This window comes from Candidatus Omnitrophota bacterium, from assembly GCA_030688425.1.
GTDB lineage: Bacteria > Omnitrophota > Gorgyraeia > Zapsychrales > JANLHA01 > JAUYIB01.
On record JAUYIB010000031.1, the window covers coordinates 15,116 to 34,349 of the forward strand.

Consider the following 19,234-nt stretch of genomic DNA (forward strand, 5'->3'; position numbering starts at 1 on the left):
ATCGACCCAAAGACGAACGGTCCAAACCGGGAATATTTTTCCAATCGGTTTCCCCATCCTGGCTTCGGTAGATACCGTTATCCGTAGCGGCATAATAAACACCTGTCCCTTCGGGATATTGAATAACCGCATTGATCCCTGTTTCTCTGCCGGACGGCTGGAAGAGCAATCTGGGCACCCCGGCTTCCCCCTGAGAATACAATCCCCTTTCCGTTCCCAATACCCTTGGGGATCCTCCTTGAATCAAAAAACAACGCATTTCCCTGTCAAGGATCCCGGTCTTTAGCGGCTGCCAAAGGGCCGTCTCAGCCGGGATAACGGCGGTCAAACCGATCGCGACAATTCCAAACCATCTAATCACGGCGCTCTCCCATCGCATCACGGTACATTTTCTTTACCGACATCAACGACAAGGCCTGCTCAACAGCGGCTTTAAATTTCGGGTTGCTTTGCTCAATGATTTCCAGGAATTTATTCTGATACTCCAGCATGGCTTCTAATCCAAGTTCACGCTTCATTTTGAGCAAAATGCACAGAACGGTATAGATTGCGGCGGTGTGGTCGGGGCTGAAGCATGGGATTAACTTCGCGGGATTTTTGGAAGATGAATTGTTGAATTGATTATTATCCATATCTGACCTCAAAACAAAGAAAGTCTAACATGCGTTTGATTTTTTGTCAATACAATGTTTGATTTTAAAGCAAATATTGTATATTTGTAATATATTGAGATGTATGTGCTTACAATATTCAGCGAATGAAAGTTGTTTTTTATGAAAAAATATTTGACAATAAATCAAACAGCGTTATACTTTTCTCATAACCACAACTTAGGAGTTACCACATGCTCATCGGAAAGAAAGTCAAAGAATTGCGGGAAAAACGTGGGCTTACGCTCTCGGAACTTTCCAAACAAAGCGGCATCCAGATTGCCACACTAAGCCGCATTGAAAACATGAAAATGACCGGGACGCTGGAGTCCCACATCAAAATCGCCAAGACGCTTGGCATCGACATCACCCAACTTTACCAGGACGTCTCTATTATAGAGAAGGAAGCCAACATCTCCCCCTCCCCTGACCGCGAGACCTTTTCCTACAATGACAAGGCCTCCTATGAAATCCTGACCACGAATTTGCTCTCCAAAAAGATGATGCCCGTAGTCCTCAAGATTGAGCCTCACGGAGCCACGAACCCCGAACAAGGGGCCTTTGGCGCAGAGCGATTTGTATTTGTCCTGGAGGGAGAGATCACGGCGCAAGTCGGGGAGAAAACCTACCCCCTCCCCGCGCACAAAGCGCTTTACTTCGACGCGTCATTAAAGCATTTCTTTCGCAACCCCGGGACGAAAACCGCAAAACTGATTTCAATCATGACCCCTGTGGTGCTATAAGGCAGGATTTCAGGATGGAGGATTTAGGGATTAAAGGGCTTGGAGTTGGACATGGCGGAAAATAAAAAATTACGGACTTATAAGGACCTGATCGCTTGGCAAAAAGCATATGAATTGTGCGTTAAAGTTTTTAGGGTTGCCAATGCGTTCCCGGCCAAGGAACAACTATGTCTCGCGAGCCAAATCAAACGCAGCTCCCTCTCGGTCCCGTCAAATATTGCAGAAGGATACACCCGGCACCAAACAAAGGAATACCTCCGCTTCCTTTATATCGCCTATGCGTCGTTAGCGGAACTGGAAACGCAGCTTTTGCTTGCCAATGATTTAAAATACATTCTACAGGATGATTTCCGACAAATCGTCCAATTGCATGGTGAGACACAAAGAATCATTCATGGCTTACTAAAATCTTTAAAAAGAATCCCCGCCTACGCATGAGCCCCTTAATCCCTCAATCCATTAATCCTCAATTCTTCATTTGGAGGCAAAATGAACAAAATCCTGATCTGTGACGATGAAGAAGGCGTGAGAGAATCCCTGAAACTGATCCTGGGGGATTATTATGAATTGATTTTAACGACGTCGGGGGAACAATGCCTGGAGTGCCTTAGGAATTCCAAAGACGTCAAATTGGTCCTGCTGGACATCAAAATGCCGCAGGTCAACGGGCTGGAAATCCTTAAAGAGGTCAAAGCGAAGCATCCGGATAAAAAAGTCATCATCATCACCGGCTACAAATCCGTGGAAACCGCCACAGAAGCCGTCCGCCTTGGAGCATCAGGGTATATTGTGAAGCCGTTTAAGGCGGAGGAGATACTGGGGGCGGCGAGGAAGAACTTATCACATGCAAATTAACCCATATTCAATCCCTCCCGCGGCTAGCGCAATTTTTATTCTTGGATTTGGACTTTTTACTCTCCACAAAAATTTCTCTTCGCCCAAGAATCACGCATTTTTTCTCTTGTGCCTTTTTACAACAATTTGGCTCTTAACTTACGCAATCAGTTTCTCTCTATCAGAGAAAGGCCTGATATCCCTTTTACAAAGAATTGGATTTAGCAGTGTCGCAATAATACCCGGGGCCCTTTTTCAACTCATTACAGCTCTTTTTAATATACACTCATATAAAAAATGGACAAAAATTATTTACTGCATTGGGGCATGTTTTATATATTTAATCCTTACCACTAACATTATCATCGGAGACCCGATCCCATATTTTTGGGGGATGTATCCGAAAGCTGGTATAGCCCATCCTTTCTTTCTGATTTATTTTCTTAGTGTTGTTTTTATAACGTACCTTCCGTTAGTGCAAATCACGATCTTCAACCAAGGAAATTTAGAAAAAACCCGCCACGCCAAGTATATATTGCTGGCATTGTTATTCTTTTCTACAGCATGCCTGGACTATTTGCCAAATTATGGCAAAGAAATCTACCCTGCTGGGTACTTATTTGCCGTGCTTTTTTTAATTGTCGTGGGCTATGCCACAATTAGGCATCATCTGTTAGATGTAAATATAATCATAAAAAAGGGAATTATATACTCCTGCCTGTTGACATTAATTTCATTAACTTATGTAATTATGGTCCTATCATTTGAGCGCATATTTCAAGGTTTTTTTCAATACAACAACCTGCCCTATTCAATATTTATTGCCACTTTGGTCGCACTAATGTTTATACCACTGCGGAACCAAATCCAGGAATTCTTAGATCGGCATTTCCTCAAGGGAACCCCCATAGAAATTGCGGAAGAGAATGAACACCTTTGGAGAGAGGTAGCAAATAGTGAAAAGCTTCACGCCATCGCCACCCTGGCTAGCGGCCTTGCCCATGAAATTAAAAACCCTCTCACATCAATAAAAACATTTACGGAATATCTCGACCCAAAAAAGAACGACCCTGAATTCCTGAAAAAGTTCTCCCGCATTGTGGGCCACGAAGTTGACAGAATAGACAACCTTGTCCACCAGCTCCTCGAATTTGCCAAGCCCACCCCACCACTTTTAAAAATAACTGATGTCCATCTTATCATTAGCGATACCCTGACCTTGCTGAACAACGAATTTCTTAAACATCAAATCAACATTTCACTAAATCTCAACGCGGCATCCATGCCGTTGGCGGATGCAAATCAGTTGAAGCAGGCCCTGCTCAACATTTTCTTAAATGCGTTGGACGCCATGAAAAACGGCGGGACTCTTGCCATCGAAACCAGCAACCCCACCGCGGGGTTGTTCCGTTGCGCAATCAGTGACACAGGAATAGGTATCGATAAAAATGACCTCCCCCACATCTTTGATCCCTTTTTTACAAAAAAGGACCGGGGGACAGGGTTAGGGCTTGCTATCACTTACGGAATCATCAAGGAACACGGTGGGAGCATTCGCGTGGAAAGCGCTTTGGGGAAAGGCACAAAATTTATTATTGAACTCCCAGTCCAGGGCACTACAAATGAAATCAAATCTTAGCCATTTCAAACAATTCGACCATCGCCCGGGCCGGCTTCGGGTTAAATTGTTTTCCAATTTGCTTTTTAATCTCCTCAATGGCCTGCGCACTGCTTAGCCCCTTCCTGTACGGCCGGTCGGTCGTCATCGCATCGTAGGAATCGGCAACCGCGATAATCGCGGCAATCATGGGGATATCCTCCCCCTTTAAATGATCCGGGTAGCCGTTGCCGTCATAACGCTCATGGTGGGACCGGACGCCGGACAAGCTCTCCTTCAACTCCGATAAGGGGGCAAGGATTTCAACACCATGGATCGTGTGCCGCTTCATGATCTCCATTTCTTCTTGGGTCAGGGGACCATTTTTATTCAAAATGGTTTCGGGGATGCCGATTTTGCCGATGTCATGCAACATCCCGGAGATGTAAAGGTTATCGAAGAAAGACTCCGGAAAATTCGCCGAGCCGTTGGCCAGCATCTGACGGGCAATCGTCAAGGAATACTGGGTAACCCGCTCGGTGTGGCCGGACGTGTATTTATCTTTGGCTTCAATCGTAGAACCCAGGACGATCGTTGTGCGCAAAAAGAGATCCTTGTTTTTCTGGGCTTCCTTCTTTAGATTATTGAACAGTTGGGCGTTCCGGATAGCCATGGCCACGTCGTGGGCCAGCGCCGAGAAAAAATCCAGCTCCTCTTGCTCAAATTTAGTGCCGTCATTTTTCTCCCCCAGCAACAGAATCGCCAGGAGCTTGTCCCGGTAATACGCCGGGACACAGGCCACGGCATTAAACATCTGCATCTGATCCCCAACGTGGTGCAAAAGCTCTTTAATGCCGTTGCCATTGCTGATGACGCTTTCCTGCCAGATCATCTTGTTGATGTCCTGGGAAATGATCGCACTTTTATTAAGGGTCAGCGGCCGGTAGGCTTTGTGTGTGAATAATTTGATCAAAGGGGATTCCCTTGTTAAACGGGCATAGCCGGCAGGGACTTTTACACCCGTCTCCCCTTTAGAAATCGTCAAAACATAGGAATTCCGCCTGGTATCAAACAGGATCATCCCGGCGTGCTTGATTTCCACCTTGCGCACAATCATGCGGACAATGAGCCGGATCAGCAATTCCGGCTCGTGAATCATGATCATGCCCTTGCTGGCGGCTTCAAGTTCCTTTTTATAGTCAATGTGGGTAATTTTCATGCTGTTGGCGGTTGCAATTCCTTCAGGACGATCTTTTCAAGCTCGTCCAGGATCAACGGCTTATGAATAAATCCGAGAACTCCCAGACTTTTTGCCTCGGATACCGTCTCCTCATCTTCAACACCGGAGACCATGATGACTTTCGACTGATTCTGTTCCTGGCGCAATTTCCTTAAAAGCTCCACGCCGGTAAAATCCTCCATCCGGACATCCAGAAGGACAAGGTCCGGGCTTTCCGTTTTAATGATTTCCAGCGCCTCGTTCCCCCCTGATGCCGTAAATACATCAATGTGGCGCTTCCTGAAGAAATTCTTTGCAAACTCCCTAATGTCGATTTCATCATCGACAATCAACAACTTAGACATCGCACCGCTCCTCTCCATAACAAAATTTAAACAACAGGCAAACAGAGGTGAGCCTTGGTCCCCTTTTTATAAAACGATTCGTAAGAAACTTTCCCACCATGATTCTCTTCTATGATTTTCTGGATCACATAGAGCCCTAAGCCGGTCCCTTTTTTACTCGACAACTTTGTCGTAAAAAATGGGGTGAAAAGCTTCTTCTTGTCCTCGTCTTTTACCCCGATCCCGTTGTCTTCAATAAAAATGTCTAAATGGCCATTCCCATTTGCAACAGCGGACACACGGATGGTCGCCTCGTACCCCGGCTCCTTAAATTCACTCTTCCGTTGCATCATAGCATCATACGCGTTGTCAATCATGTTAAAAAAGACTTCCTGAAGCTGGGTAAAATTTCCCTTAAGCTTGGGAATATCCTGGCCGTACTCGCGAAGGATCTTCAACTCCCCTGGCTTGATCTTGAACTGGGTCATTTCAACCGCCGCGCTGATCAGTTGATCAAGATCAACCGGCCCCATGCCCTCCTCTCCCTTACGGCTATATTTTAAGAGCCCCCGGACAATCTCCCCACCCTGAGTCACATTTTCCTGGATGCGGCTCAAGGCGTGTTCAATATCGACCATGACCTCCTTAATCTCGGGAGTCATCGGGGCATCTTTTTTCAATTTAAGCGTATCCAGGACATCGCTCGCGATGAACCCCAAGGCATGAAGCCGATTGTTGATCTGATGCGACAATCCATCCGCCATCGTCCCGATTGTGGCCATTTTCTCGGCCTTAAACAACTGTTCATTTTTATGCTTCATATCTTCATAAAATTGTGCATTTTCAATGGCAAGAGCGGCTTGATTGGCAAGGATAGAAAAGACATTGAGATCGTCTTCTGTATATTGCCTTCCTGATAACTTTCTCCCCAAAATAATAATTGCTAACATCTTATCATCAATAAGGCTGGGGACAGCGACCGCAGCGCTCAACTCTAACATGGCTAATTCCACCCTTGCTAAACTTAAATCACCAAAATCTTCGGTCCGTTGCTTTATTTCATCTCTTACAACTGGCGCTCGTGCCCCTAACAAATATTGAATTAATGCAGAATCTTCAGATATCTCACCGTTAACAAATGCATCTCTCGCAGAGTATGATTTAACAGCCCCAAGTTTAAATTTACTTGTCGCCTTATCAAACAAATAAACAGCAGCATAATCAAGGCGAACTGTACGCGTAACAATATGGGCGATTAATGCCACAAGTCGATTTAAATCTTTAACACGTCCCATACCCCCGGACGCTTGGCGCAATGTTGTTTGATATCTATGTTGTTCTTCAAACAACCTATCCTCCGCTTTCTTTTGTATATAAAGATACAAAAATGGGCCCGCTGTCGCCAAGACCGTAGAACAAACCAGTGGGAACATCCACCAGTTTTCTTTAAATACGCCAAGCAAGTATTCCTTCAATCCAAATGCTATGGCGAAAGGAATCCCCAGAACAAAACTGTATGTTCCGACAAAAATACCAGTTCGGGTAATTGCGATTGATATGTCCAAAAGACGGTATCGCAAAATCGCATATGATAAAATCGATGGGTAAACAATCATAAATAGAAAACCCATCGGATAAAAATCCAGCCCGTAACTTGCCAAATTATCAATGGAGCCAAACACGCCGAAACAAGAACCGACTAAAATGTAGCGAATTTTTGTTCGCTGGATTTCGCTGCTATGCTTATCAAAAAAGGAGGCCTTGATAAGCAAAAAGAAAGCGTAAGAAAAGAGAGAATTGAAGTAAATAAGAAAGATGGGGTGATAAAGATGCGAAACCTTGGGATATATCCCCCAAGAATAGACATATACCCCATCAACTAATGGGAAGGGCGAGAAATTTAGAAAAAGGAAGAATGCAGCCAGTCCATATCCGACCCTCAATAATATTGGCCGGGGTTTGCCAAGCAAGTAGTTCAGAAATAAATGAAAATTTATCGGAATTAATATGATCCCGATGTACCCGACCCTGAACAAGGCAATCTTCAAAGATTGGTCACTACATGAATACGCCATCCCAAAAGAAGCCAACCACAAACAAATTGTTAGCCCGAAAAATGCAAAGGCGGCATTTACTTTCGATTTGCTGTTCTTGAAATAAACAATGATATTAAACAAGAACAAATAAGAAGACGCAGCAAAGTTTAATATTGCAGGAATATTAAGCATAAATTTTTCGTTTTATAAATCCGACCTTCTCGCAGTATTCGAACATTTTATTAAAAAAATCCACTCGTGGCGCGGGTTGAACAAAATTATACTTTTCTAAAATTTCGCATGTCCTTTCTGCAGCAAAACCACCCCTGTACTGAAAATATGGTAAAAAAGGGGCAATCAAATGATGTTGCACAGGAGTAAATTCAGAAAAAGAGAACTTTTCAGGGGAAACCCATCGAGGATTCTCATAGCCAAAATACCTAGCGGCTGCTTCCATAAAATCAAAACACAAAATATTCTCTTTGTTTATGATATGGTAAGTTTCCCCTTTAGATTCTCGCTGTGAAATAATACATATGGCTCGCGCCGCAATATCAACGGGGATCAAGTTGTGTTCCACTTTCAAATCAACAGGGATTTTTTTGTATATGCCAACTGAAAATAACTTCAACGTCTCAAAAAACAATTTAAAATTTGCAATTCTACCCGTCTTGGAGTGACCGACAATTATACTGGGGCGATAAATATAGACATTAAGCCCATACTTTCGATAACGATTTACCAAAACTTCAGCTTCAAACTTGCTCTCTTCATAACTATTATTGAAACCCTGCCCGATGTCAAGATCTCTCTCCCTCAAGACATGTTTTCTGTTCCCCAGCAAAAACGTTGTGCTAATATAATGAACTTTATTTAATTTCCGGCAATTCTTTGCAAAATCCATCACGTTACGCGTTCCACTAACATTAACTAATCGAGCATTCTTAAGGGGCAGACGGAACCCTGTAATTGCAGCGCAATGATAAACCTGATCGATCTTCTTAAATAAAGAATGAATAACATTTTTCTCAATACCCAAATTCTTATAAATGATATCGCCATTGATGATTTCGACTCTGCGTAAAGATTGAGCATTTGTTAAATTTGAAATCTTCTCTTGGATATCATTCCGATCGCCTCTCGCCAATAAAAACAACTTATCCTTGGAATACCGCAATAAATAGCACAGGATGTTAGATCCCAATACGCCTGTTCCACCTGTTATTAATAAATTTGCCATAAATCTTATTATATTTTTTTAAATACTACGCATGCGTTGTTACCACCGAAGGCAAAAGAATTATTCAAAACACAACGTAATTTTGTAGGACGCGATTTATTAGGGACACAATCCACGGGGCAATCAGGGTCTGGAGTAGAATAATTAATAGTCGGTGGAATAACGCCCTTCTCCATCGCCAAACAGCAAGCGATAGCCTCTATGGCAGACGCAGCACCCATAGCATGCCCCAGCATCGATTTAATTGAACTAATGGGAGGGCGATTGGGGCAATGTGTAAAAACACGATTAACAGCTCTCGCCTCCATCATGTCGTTTAGCCTAGTGCCAGTGCCGTGCGCGCTAATGTAATCAATCTGTTCCGGTTTAACTCCCGCATTCTCCAGCGCATTATTAACACAGGAAACTATTCCCTGTTCGGAGGGGTCTGTCATGTGTAGAGAATCACAAGACAGCCCATAACCCAATATCTCCGCATAAATTCTTGCCCCCCTCTTCCTTGCTGATTCTATGCTCTCCAAAATTAGCATACCTGCACCTTCCCCTACCAAAATGCCCTGTCTATTCTTATCAAACGGCCTGCATTTTTCCTCAGCAGTTGACATCAGTCTATTAAAGCCGGTAAAGTTTAATCTTGTAATCGAATCAACTCCTCCAGCTAACGCAATATCTATATTCCCTGCTTTGATGCAATCAAACGCATACCCGATAGAATAGTTCCCTGCAGAACATGCATTTGCAAATACAACACTTACATTCTTAAAACCTAATTCTTGTGACAAATTTAAGGAAATTACATTTGCAGGGTAAATATTCATTAAATACGGATTCACAAACTTCAATCCCCTTAAAAATCGGACACTATTAATTTTCTCTAATGTCTGCGGCTCTCCCATGGTTGTCCCGACGCAAACACCTGCGCGACAAGCAATTCTGTTTAAAGAAGTCATGGCGGCATCGGATAACGCCATTTTTGCAGCCGCTATAGCAAACTGTGAGGTGCGGCCTATTTTATTCATCCGTGCTGGAGAGAGGTACATTGCCGGATTAAAATTTTTAATTTCTCCACCGAAATATTTCCCAAAAACACTAGTATCAAAACTTACAATTCGAGAAATTCCCGATTTCCCAGCGATTAAATTCTTCCAAAACTCTTCCCACCCAATCCCGATCGACGACACGACCCCAAGGCCGGTGACAACAACTCGTCGATTGACTGGTTTTCCTTTATCGGACTTATTCATAAATTATGTCCTGACGCTATAAAATAAATTAAGCTCGCCGACCGCAGATCCTTGCCCGCTGATCACACAATTCGCTAACCCGCCAAAGCTGACAACTTTTTGCATCTTGGCGGAAAACTGAACGGAGGAGCCGATATTGACGGGACGGAAAAACTCCACCAGGACCTTACCAATGGCATAGCGCGGCTTATGGGGGGAATCCTTCACCTTCGTCACATGATATAAAACTAAAGCCGCCTGGGCGGCGGCTTCGATCAAGAGGGTCTCGGGATAATGTTCCTGCTGGTGGGCATTCGGCCATTCGTTGCTGGTGATGTTTTTCACAGCCACCAGGCTCTCCCCTTCTTTGTAATCCAGCACTCTGTCAATAAGGACAAAGGGATAGGCGTGAGGAAGGATTTTTTTCAATTCTTCATACTCAATGGTGGGCATGGATATAACTTATTCGGGGTTATTAAGTTATATTAATATAACTTATTATAGGGCGAAGGCGGGCCGACCTCAAGGAGAATTCAATAAAAATACCCCTTTGTATCGGCGAAAAGGATGCGGAAAGATGAATTACGGAAACAGTTCGATGTCGGCCGGTTTTTCGATGTTGAAAACCCGGAGGGTGGGATCGGTCCGCTTGATAAGACCGGCAAGGACTTTGCCGGGGCCGATCTCGATGAAATCAGTAACGCCCTGGCTGGCGATGTGCTGGATGGTTTCAACCCACTGGACAGAGGACGTGATCTGTTCGGCCAGCTTCCTGCGGATGACTTCGGGATCCTGGGAGGATCTCCCGTCCACATTGCTAACTGCGGAAACGGTTGAAGGCCGGATGGCAACGGTTTCAAGAACGTCCACAAATTTCTCCGCGGCCGGCTTCATGAGCGAGGAATGGAAAGCGCCGCTGACATCCAGGGGGATCACGGTTTTAGCGCCAGCCTCCTTGATCAGCTTGCAGGCCTCCTCCACCTTGGCGGCGTGGCCGGTAATGACAATTTGTTTCGGAGAATTGAAGTTGGCGACTTCCGCCCCGGTCTTTTGGCAAATCTCGACGAGCTTGTCTTTGTCAAAACCGATAATGGCGGCCATCGACCCTTTGTTCATCTTGGTGGCTTCCTCCATCAGGGCGGAACGGCGCTCCACCAGCCGGAGCGTGTCTTCGAAGGACAGGTTGCCTGCCGCGGCCAAGGCGGAATACTCGCCCAGGCTCAACCCGGCGGTAAATTTCACGGTATAATTCTTATATTTCGGATGGGCTTCGAGCGCCTTCAACGCCGCCATGCTGAAGGTGAATATTCCCGGCTGACAATAGGCGGTCGCGGTTAATTTCTCGGCCGGCCCGTTGAAAATGACGTCCCTTAAACCGTTTTTCAGGACCTGATCGGCCCGGTCAAAGACCTCCCGCGCCGGCGATGAGGAGTCATAAAACTCCTTCCCCATCCCGACATACTGGGCGCCTTGCCCTGGAAAAATGAGAGCGACACTTATCATAGCGGAGAGCGTAGAGCGTTTAGCGTATAGATATTGGCCACAGGGTCACACGGCACAGGTCACACGGCACAGGGTCACAGGGGCACACGTCACAGGGGGCACACGTCACAGGGGGCACACGTAAAGGCTAACAATAACTCCTGTAAAACTTCCATAAGAGTGCTCCGACTTTCTGACGCAATGACTCCAATTCATTGAACTTGGTTTCATCCAAATAGTTCAGCCTTCTGCAAAACTCCAACAGATACTCCGTTTCCGACAATGAGCCCAACGCAATATTCAAAAATCGCTTCGACTCCCCTTTATTTTGACATCCTGAAGATTCACTGATATTCGTTGGTATTGAGACCGCGGCTCTTCGTATTTGGAAAGTTATCCCGTATATCTCCTCCTTCGGGAACGCCCGGCTTGCAACATATATTTGATATGCCAACTCATCCGCAACTTGCCAAACGATTAACTTCTTGTATCCCTTTTCCACTCGTTCCCCCTTTCGCTCTGGGGTCACGAGCATTTGCTTGTGTCGTGTGACTTGTGACTTTGTGACCTACGTCTCCCTCACCAAACCACCACATTCGCGGCGCTGACCAGTCCCGCCCCGAACGTCACCAGGACGACACGGCTGCCTTTTTTGATCTTCTTTTGCTCGACGGCCTCGCAAAGGGCCACGGCGATGGAGGCGGCGGACATGTTGCCATACTTGTGGATATTGATAAAAATCTTGTCTTTCGGAATGCGCAATTTTTTGGCAACTGCCGAAATGATGCGATCGTTGGCCTGGTGAGGCACAACGCAGTCGATTTCCGCGAGCTTCAGCCCCGCCTTTTTGACCGCGATTTCAACCGCTTCCGCCATGGACTTGACAGCGATCTTAAACAATTCCTGCCCCTGCATGACGACCTTCGGGATCGGCATGGTTCTTTCTTTTTGGTTGAGCGGTTCGCGGTCTTCGGTGATGACCGCCATCAACTCGCCGAATTGTCCCTGGGAGTGCAGGTATTCGGAGATGATCCCCCGCTCGCCGCTGACAGGCCCCAGGACGCAGGCCCCGGCGCCGTCCCCGAACAGAACGCAGGTGCCGCGGTCGCTCCAGTCGATCAGGGACGTGATTTTTTCCGCGGCGATCACCAGTGCGTTTTTGTGCGATCCGGCCGCGACAAACTGTTTCGCGACGGTCATGGCGTAAAGGAATCCTGAGCAGGCGGCGCTCACGTCAAAAGCCGTGGCATGCCTGGCTCCGATGGCTTTTTGGACAAGGCAGGCGACCGAGGGAAAATTGCTATCGGGGCTAATGGTCCCGACGACGATGAGCTCGACCTTCGAAGCGTCCAGGCCCGCGCTTTTCAAAGCGGCGAGAGCGGCCTTGACCGCGAGGTGGCTCGTCCGTTCGCCTTTGTGGGCAATACGCCGCTCATTGATCCCCGTGCGGGTCACGATCCACTCGTTGGTCGTTTCCACCAACTTTTCGAGATCGTAATTCGTCAGGATACGTTCGGGGACATACGATCCGACACCCAGGATGCCGACGTTCTTGCTCATGCCTTGGCACCTATCTCTCGGGTCATACACTCAATGATGTTGTGCTCGATTTCCTGCATGGTCTTTCGGATGGCGTTCTTGATGGCCTTGGGACTGGAGCGGCCGTGGCTGATCATGACAATGCCTTTGACCCCCAGGAGGGGCGCGCCGCCGTATTCGGAATAGTCGGATATACGTTTAACGTTTCGCAATGCCGGTTTCATCAGGAGAGCGCCGAGGATCGCCAGGGGGTTCTTTTGGACCTCGCGCTTGATGAGCTTGGTGGCCGATTCCGCCAGCCCTTCGGAGACCTTCAGGACAACATTGCCGACAAAACCGTCGCAGATGATGCATTCGCATTTGCCGGTATAGACCTCATTGGCTTCGATGTTGCCGATGAAATTCGGCAGGTGCTCGGAGAGAAGTTTGTGCGTGTCTTTGACAAAATCCGTTCCCTTGACGGCTTCCTCCCCGATATTCAAAAGCCCGATGCCGGGATTGGCCACTCCCATGACTTCGCGGACATACACCCCCGCCATGAGCGCCCACTGCATCAGGTGCTCGGGTTTGGGATCGGTGTTGGCGCCGACGTCAATGAGAAAGGCGAGATCTTTTAAGGTGGGGATGGTCAACCCGATAGCCGGCCGTTCGACGCCGGGGATCATGCCGAGATTGACCGTGGCCGCGGCCACGACGGCGCCGGTGTTGCCGGCGCTGATGAAGGCGTTGTAGGCAGGGTCTTTGATCAGCTCAAGGCCGAGGGTGATGGAAGAATTCCGCTTCTTGCGGATGCTGGCGGTCGCCGGGTCGTGCATTTCAACCACTTCCGGCGCGTGAATGACTTCAATTCTGTCTTTTGGGTACTTCCAAGCTTTGAGTTCCTGCTCGACACGGTCCTTGATGCCGATCAGCGCGATGTTGATGTCATAGGTCTTCAGGGCGTCGACAACCCCAGCAATAACCGCGGCCGGGGCATGATCACCCCCCATGGCATCAACGACGATTTTCACTTTTCACTCCCTCGGTGGAAGGTTAAGTGCTCAAGGAAAATTTACGCCTGCGCTTTTTCTTCTTTGGCCTTGACCGCGACGATCTGCTTGCCCTTGTAGAAGCCGCAGAACGGGCAGACCCGGTGGGGGACGATGAGACTCTTGCAGTTGGAGCAGGGGCCAACGCCGGAAAGCCGGATTTTCCAGTGCGTGCGGCGCTTGCGGGATCTCTGCTTGGAATGTTGACGTTTTGGATTTGCCATGTTTTTATTCTCCGTGAGTTACGAGCCCGGAACTTGATAAGCACCGGGGACCCTGTTTTTGCGGACCTGTGCTCGTGTGTTCGCGCGCTCCTTATTTCTTATGACACTTACACTCTTCGTGGTTCAAATTTGCCCCGCATGTCAGGCACATCCCTTTGCAATCGTCCTTGCACAGGACTTCGGCGCAGTACGCCACGATCATCTCCTGGCGGAGGTCCTCCCCCAGGTCGACGTATTCAACCGTGGAATCGACGTCAAAATACAAATCAAAATTGTCGCTCAATCGGCACTCGACCGGGTCCAGGCACCTCAGACACGTGAATTCGTAATGCCCCTTCACCCCGACGCTGGCGATCACAGCATCCTGGGCCTTCTCCACGTGGGCGCTGATTTCCAGCGGTCCCAGGCACTTGATATCCTTGTCCTCAAGCCCGATCTCGGAGGCCTTCAACGTCTCGGTCAGGTCAAGCCCGTCGAGGGGGATGTCGCGGACCTTCACTTTCACGTCTTCAACCGTTCCTTGAGACTTTTTTCGACAAATTTCGGCACGAACGAGGAAATGTCGGCCCCCAAAAACGCAGCCTCCTTCAGAAGATTCGACGAAGTGAACGAATAGCTCTCCGACGGCATCAAAAAGACCGTTTCGATGTCTCCGGCCAGCCGGCGGTTGGTCAAGGCCATCTGGAATTCGTATTCAAAATCCGAAAGCATCCGCAGTCCCCGGATCAGGACATTCACCTTTTTTTTCTTCGCGTAATTGATGACCAGGCCGCCAAACGATTCCACCCGGACGCCGCGCATCTTTTTCGTGGCCTTTTTGAGCATGTCCACGCGCTCCTCGATGGTGAACATCGGGGTCTTGCGCGGGTTGTCCGTGACCGCCACGATGACCGTTGTAAAAATCTGGGTCGCGCGGTGGATCAGGTCAATGTGCCCATTGGTCACAGGGTCAAAGCTTCCCGGATATATGGCTGAATTTCCCATAGTCGGCAGTCAGGTGGTTTTTTGAAAAAATTAATATAAAGTCTTTGTTCGCAGGAGTTTATGCTTGGGGGCTCTCCCTTTGCAAAACAGCGAGGCATGTGGACCCGTAACAGCGCTCCCTAATAACAGAAAATCTACCTTTAAGACCAGGTAGAATTTCATCCTTGCGGAACTCGATGATAATGTAACAATCGGGGTGTAATATATCATAGCCCGCCAGGAGATTCAAGGCTTTTTTTACCAGTTCCTCGCCGTAGGGGGGGTCCAGGAAGATCACGTCAAACTTCCGCTTCTGCGAGGCCATCTGCTTGATCGCCACAAAGGCGTCGCACTGGATCAGTTCGCACACCGCCCCCTGCCCACCCGGCCGGGCGGGGGGATCAAACATGGCCATATTCTGCTGGATGACCTTGATACACTTGAAATCCCGCTCCACAATCGCCACTTTTTTAGCGCCGCGGGAGAAGGCCTCAAACCCCACGGCCCCGCTTCCGGCAAACAACTCCAGGAACTCCACCCCCTCCATGTCGTTGCCCAACAGATCAAAAACCGCTTTGCGGATGATGTTCTGCGTCGGCCGGATGCCGGCCGGCATGAAAAAATTCTTCCCTTTGAATTTGCCACCGATGATTTTCAAATCAGTCCTCCCTCTGTTCTATCCGCTATCCGCTAATCGCTGTACGCTTTGATTTCATCCCGCTCCTATCATATCAAGATAATTGGGATACCGCTTAACGATAACATCTTTTAAAACACCGTTTGCAGGCGATGCCAATTCCGGGTCTGCGTGTGTGAGCTCCAGCGCTTCCTTGCGGGCCAGTTCCAGGATATCGATCTGTGCCACGGGATTCGCGAATTTAAGCTCGTTAAGCCCATGTTGGTGACGGCCGAAATAATGGCCAGGGCCGCGGATCAGCAGGTCTTCCTGGGCAATTTTAAAACCGTCTGTGGTTGCCAGGACCGCCTTCAGCCGGGCCTGGGCGTCTTCTGTCACCGGGTCGGCGATCAGCAGGCACTGCCCGTCGTCCCGGCCGCGGCCGATGCGGCCCCTCAGTTGGTGGAGCTGGGACAGCCCGAAACGTTCCGCGTGTTCCACCACCATGATGCTGGCCCGTGGGACATCCACCCCGACCTCCAGGACCGTTGTGGCAACCAAAATCTGGATCTCGCCCTTTCTGAATTTTCCCATGACCTCCTCTGTCTGCTCGCGCGAAAGCTGGCCGTGAAGAAGCCCGACATTCAGCCCTTTGAACTCGTTTTCCAAAAAATGCCGGTACATCGCCTGCGCGGCCTTAAGATCCAGCTTCTCGCTTTCTTCGATGATCGGATAGACCACATAGGCCTGGCGTCCCTTTTCCGCCATCTCGCGCACCGTCCGGTAAACCTCCCCGGCCTGTTCCGAGGTAAACAGGCGGGTCTCCACCTTCCCCCGGCCGGGCGGCATTTCGTCGATCACGGAAACATCCAGGTCCCCGAACAACGTCAGGCTGAGCGTCCTGGGGATGGGCGTGGCGGTCATGACCAGGACGTCCGGGTTTGTTCCCTTGGTGGACAGCAAGGCCCTCTGCCGGACGCCGAACTTGTGCTGTTCATCAATGACCACAAAACTCAATTTTTTGAATTTGACCTCCTCCTCCAGAAGGGCGTGGGTGCCGATCAACAGATTGATGTCGCCCTTTAACAAACGGGCCAAAATGTCCTCCCGCTCCCTGGGTTTGAGGGCGCTGACAAGGCAGGCCATACGCAAACCCCTAAACGGGCCGCGGCCGAACATCTCCTGCGCCGCCTGGTAATGTTGGCGGGCCAGGATCGCCGTCGGGGCCATGACAGCCGCCTGATGTCCGCTGCGGCAGGCCGCCACGCATCCGAAAAAGGCCACCAAAGTCTTCCCGGAGCCGACGTCCCCCTGGAGCAGACGGAGCATGGGCGCGGGCTTCTGCATATCTGCCGCGATCTCCGCGATCACCCGCTTCTGGGCCGGAGTCAGGGAAAACGGAAACGCCTTCCCGTATTCCTGAACAAGGGCCAGGTCGATTTCATGCTCAATCCCCGGTTTGGACACGATCGCCATCCTCCGCTTGATCACCGAAAGCTGAAATAAAAAGAACTCCTCAAAAGAGATCCTTTTGATGGCCTCTTCCTGAAGCGCGGGGCTTTCGGGGAAATGGATATTTTCGATACTCCGGCGGATATTCGGCAGGCGGCACTTGTTACGAACCGGGACAGGCAGGATGTCCTGCAAATCATCCCTGCATTTATCCAGAGAGGCGCGCACGACCTTCCGCAGATAACGCTGGGTGATGCCCCTCGTCAAAGGATAGATCGGGACGATCCGCCCGGTGTTCAAGCCGGCGTCCTGTTCAGTGATGATTTCGTATTCCGGCGAGATCATCTGCAAACGTTTCTTGTAAACTTCCGTTTTGCCGTAAAGCACGACCCGGAGCCCCGGCTTGAAGTACCTCTCCAGATAGGGCTGATTAAACCAAACGGCAAACAGGCGGCCGCTTCCATCATCAATCACCGCTTCAGACACATGTTTGCGCGTGTACCAGCTGCGGCGGGACGCCTTGCCCACGACTTTACCGCTGACCGTCTGGGTCTCGCCCAATTTGAGCATGGCGATCGGCGTCATTTGGGTGCGGTCCTCATACCTCCGGGGGAAAAGATAAAGAAGGTCCTCGACGGTCTCTATGCCCAGATTCTTAAAAAGCCTGGCACGCGCCGGACCGACGCCTTTGATGTACTGGATGGATATTTCACGCAAGGATTTCATAAAGCCGAGGGCTGAAGATGGAAAATGGAAAACGGAAGACGGGAAAACCATCCCGCCTTCATCCTGTTTTCCATCCCCTACCATCCATCTTCCATTTTAGTTATTTTAACAGGACCACACCCGCCAGGATGCAAAATAATCCGCCCGTTTTAAGAAGGGTAATTTCTTCACCCAGAAAAAGCACGCCGAGAATAAAACTGATCAGCGGATACGCCGCGGCCAGCGGCACGACCTTAGACGCCTCTCCCGACTTGAGGGCATGATAAAAGAAAACCTGTCCCACCACGCTGGCCAGGAAGCCTCCCAGCACGAGAAAGGCAATCCCGGGTGGGGGGTTTGCCAGGGAGGCCCGGATGTCCCGGCTTTTCCAGACGTACAACATGACGATGCCGATGAGCACGCCGACGCAACGGAAAAACAAACCGGTCAGCGGGTCGATCTTTGATAATCCAACCTTTTCCAGCGGAGGGACGCAGCCCCAGACCAGCGCCGTCAATACCGACCAGAGGAACCAACTCATGCCCTGTCCTTTCTGTTGGATGGACGCCCCTGTTCCGCAAACGTTCGTGCGTAAAGCTCGCTCACGATTCACAGGGTTAATTCCTGCGGCAGGCAGGTGGCCAAACGACTTATATTCGCTGACACTCCATAAGTCGCAGCCTCATTAAAAAACAAAAGACAAGGTCGATAGCAACCCTGTCTTTAAAAACCCTCCGCGCTGAAATCCGCGCGGGTCATCTCATCCGGCTGATCTTCTTGGCCAGCAACGACCGGTATCCCTTGTCGAAAACTTCTGCAAAATCGTATTTATCCTTAAATCCGTCGATGCTGTCCTCTTCCGTTTTGCTGAGGATTTTTCGCTCCACAAGGTTAAAAACGATATTGCCGAAATCCTCGGTACTGCGGACGCCCCAATGCTGCAGGACCGACAGGGCCATCGGACCGAACTGCTCCATGAGAAGATCTTTGATCCCCTCGAGGAGCTCCACGCCGGTGACGTGCTTGCTGCGCCGGAATTTTTTCTGGGTGAACGTCAGCGAAGACAGAACGAATTCGTAGGCTCCCTGCCGATACCGGGGATCGGATTCGCATATCTCCAATAATACATTGTCGAGTTCCTGTTTCATGATTTCATTTTAGCAAAAGGCCGTGGCGCGGGCAAAAGAAATTCTAAAAAATCTTTCCTCGGGCCCGGACACCCGGCCATGCCGGCCTGACGCGGACAGCTTCTCAAAAAAAAGAATGAATTCCCGGATGAATTTTGACATAATAAAGACCTTCCTGAAAAATAAAATCCCGCAAAACGCGCGAGAGGATA

At 49.0% G+C, this 19,234-nt stretch carries 23 protein-coding genes; 4 read left to right on the plus strand and 19 right to left on the minus strand.

The window, feature by feature from the left end; genetic code table 11:
* Positions 1–353: 353 nt before the first annotated feature.
* Positions 354–632, minus strand: a complete 279-nt coding sequence (locus Q8Q08_11895; protein MDP2654716.1) for a hypothetical protein — start codon at positions 630–632, stop codon at positions 354–356.
* Between the two features lie 212 nt (positions 633–844).
* On the opposite strand from Q8Q08_11895, the gene Q8Q08_11900 reads away from it, so the two are divergent.
* Genes Q8Q08_11900 through Q8Q08_11915 form a run of 4 tightly spaced genes read left to right on the plus strand, consistent with a single transcriptional unit; the run spans position 845 to position 3,866 of the window.
* Entirely contained in the window at positions 845–1,393 is a 549-nt protein-coding gene (locus Q8Q08_11900; protein MDP2654717.1) for an XRE family transcriptional regulator, read from the plus strand.
* A gap of 51 nt (positions 1,394–1,444) precedes the next feature.
* A complete protein-coding gene (locus Q8Q08_11905; protein ID MDP2654718.1) occupies positions 1,445–1,831 on the plus strand; it encodes a four helix bundle protein in 387 nt (128 codons plus the stop codon).
* A gap of 51 nt (positions 1,832–1,882) precedes the next feature.
* Entirely contained in the window at positions 1,883–2,248 is a 366-nt protein-coding gene (locus Q8Q08_11910) for a response regulator (protein ID MDP2654719.1), read from the plus strand.
* Positions 2,238–3,866 (plus strand): ATP-binding protein, encoded by a 1,629-nt coding sequence (locus tag Q8Q08_11915; protein MDP2654720.1) that lies wholly within the window; start codon positions 2,238–2,240, stop codon positions 3,864–3,866. The genes Q8Q08_11910 and Q8Q08_11915 overlap by 11 nt, the downstream gene beginning before the upstream one ends.
* On the opposite strand, the gene Q8Q08_11920 is transcribed toward Q8Q08_11915, so the two are convergent.
* From Q8Q08_11920 to Q8Q08_12005, 18 genes are all read right to left on the minus strand, one after another.
* Positions 3,856–5,043: an HD domain-containing protein gene (locus tag Q8Q08_11920; GenBank protein MDP2654721.1), complete on the minus strand. Its 1,188-nt coding sequence runs from the start codon at positions 5,041–5,043 to the stop codon at positions 3,856–3,858. The genes Q8Q08_11915 and Q8Q08_11920 overlap by 11 nt on opposite strands.
* Positions 5,040–5,408 carry a response regulator gene (locus tag Q8Q08_11925; GenBank protein ID MDP2654722.1) on the minus strand — a complete coding sequence of 123 codons (369 nt, stop codon included), beginning with the start codon at positions 5,406–5,408 and terminating at the stop codon, positions 5,040–5,042. The genes Q8Q08_11920 and Q8Q08_11925 overlap by 4 nt, the downstream gene beginning before the upstream one ends.
* 26 nt (positions 5,409–5,434) lie before the next feature.
* Positions 5,435–7,615 (minus strand): ATP-binding protein, encoded by a 2,181-nt coding sequence (locus Q8Q08_11930; GenBank protein ID MDP2654723.1) that lies wholly within the window; start codon positions 7,613–7,615, stop codon positions 5,435–5,437.
* On the minus strand, positions 7,608–8,663 hold the full coding sequence (locus Q8Q08_11935; GenBank protein MDP2654724.1) for an SDR family oxidoreductase: 1,056 nt from the start codon (positions 8,661–8,663) through the stop codon (positions 7,608–7,610). The genes Q8Q08_11930 and Q8Q08_11935 overlap by 8 nt, the downstream gene beginning before the upstream one ends.
* Positions 8,664–8,671: 8 nt before the next feature.
* Positions 8,672–9,907, minus strand: a complete 1,236-nt coding sequence (locus Q8Q08_11940; protein ID MDP2654725.1) for a beta-ketoacyl-[acyl-carrier-protein] synthase family protein — start codon at positions 9,905–9,907, stop codon at positions 8,672–8,674.
* Between the two features lie 3 nt (positions 9,908–9,910).
* A complete protein-coding gene (locus Q8Q08_11945) occupies positions 9,911–10,339 on the minus strand; it encodes a 3-hydroxyacyl-[acyl-carrier-protein] dehydratase FabZ (GenBank protein ID MDP2654726.1) in 429 nt (142 codons plus the stop codon).
* Between the two features lie 129 nt (positions 10,340–10,468).
* Entirely contained in the window at positions 10,469–11,389 is a 921-nt protein-coding gene (gene fabD / locus Q8Q08_11950) for an ACP S-malonyltransferase (GenBank protein ID MDP2654727.1), read from the minus strand.
* Positions 11,390–11,516: 127 nt separating this feature from the next.
* Positions 11,517–11,903, minus strand: coding sequence for a four helix bundle protein (locus Q8Q08_11955; GenBank protein MDP2654728.1), 387 nt, complete (start codon positions 11,901–11,903; stop codon positions 11,517–11,519).
* Between the two features lie 44 nt (positions 11,904–11,947).
* A complete protein-coding gene (locus tag Q8Q08_11960; protein MDP2654729.1) occupies positions 11,948–12,928 on the minus strand; it encodes a beta-ketoacyl-ACP synthase III in 981 nt (326 codons plus the stop codon).
* A complete protein-coding gene (gene plsX / locus Q8Q08_11965) occupies positions 12,925–13,917 on the minus strand; it encodes a phosphate acyltransferase PlsX (GenBank protein ID MDP2654730.1) in 993 nt (330 codons plus the stop codon). Before plsX ends, Q8Q08_11960 begins: the two co-directional genes overlap by 4 nt.
* Positions 13,918–13,958: 41 nt before the next feature.
* Positions 13,959–14,159 (minus strand): 50S ribosomal protein L32, encoded by a 201-nt coding sequence (gene rpmF, locus Q8Q08_11970; GenBank protein MDP2654731.1) that lies wholly within the window; start codon positions 14,157–14,159, stop codon positions 13,959–13,961.
* 91 nt (positions 14,160–14,250) lie between these two features.
* Complete coding sequence (locus tag Q8Q08_11975) at positions 14,251–14,664, minus strand: DUF177 domain-containing protein (protein MDP2654732.1); 414 nt, start codon at positions 14,662–14,664, stop codon at positions 14,251–14,253.
* Complete coding sequence (coaD, locus tag Q8Q08_11980; protein ID MDP2654733.1) at positions 14,661–15,143, minus strand: pantetheine-phosphate adenylyltransferase; 483 nt, start codon at positions 15,141–15,143, stop codon at positions 14,661–14,663. Before coaD ends, Q8Q08_11975 begins: the two co-directional genes overlap by 4 nt.
* A 58-nt stretch (positions 15,144–15,201) precedes the next feature.
* Positions 15,202–15,780: a 16S rRNA (guanine(966)-N(2))-methyltransferase RsmD gene (gene rsmD, locus Q8Q08_11985; GenBank protein MDP2654734.1), complete on the minus strand. Its 579-nt coding sequence runs from the start codon at positions 15,778–15,780 to the stop codon at positions 15,202–15,204.
* A 54-nt stretch (positions 15,781–15,834) separates the two neighbouring features.
* Positions 15,835–17,916 carry an ATP-dependent DNA helicase RecG gene (gene recG, locus Q8Q08_11990; protein MDP2654735.1) on the minus strand — a complete coding sequence of 694 codons (2,082 nt, stop codon included), beginning with the start codon at positions 17,914–17,916 and terminating at the stop codon, positions 15,835–15,837.
* A gap of 100 nt (positions 17,917–18,016) precedes the next feature.
* Positions 18,017–18,436, minus strand: coding sequence for an EamA family transporter (locus tag Q8Q08_11995; protein ID MDP2654736.1), 420 nt, complete (start codon positions 18,434–18,436; stop codon positions 18,017–18,019).
* Positions 18,437–18,650: 214 nt separating this feature from the next.
* Positions 18,651–19,043: a hypothetical protein gene (locus Q8Q08_12000; protein ID MDP2654737.1), complete on the minus strand. Its 393-nt coding sequence runs from the start codon at positions 19,041–19,043 to the stop codon at positions 18,651–18,653.
* 9 nt (positions 19,044–19,052) lie between these two features.
* Entirely contained in the window at positions 19,053–19,184 is a 132-nt protein-coding gene (locus Q8Q08_12005) for a hypothetical protein (protein ID MDP2654738.1), read from the minus strand.
* Between the last annotated feature and the right edge of the window lie 50 nt (positions 19,185–19,234).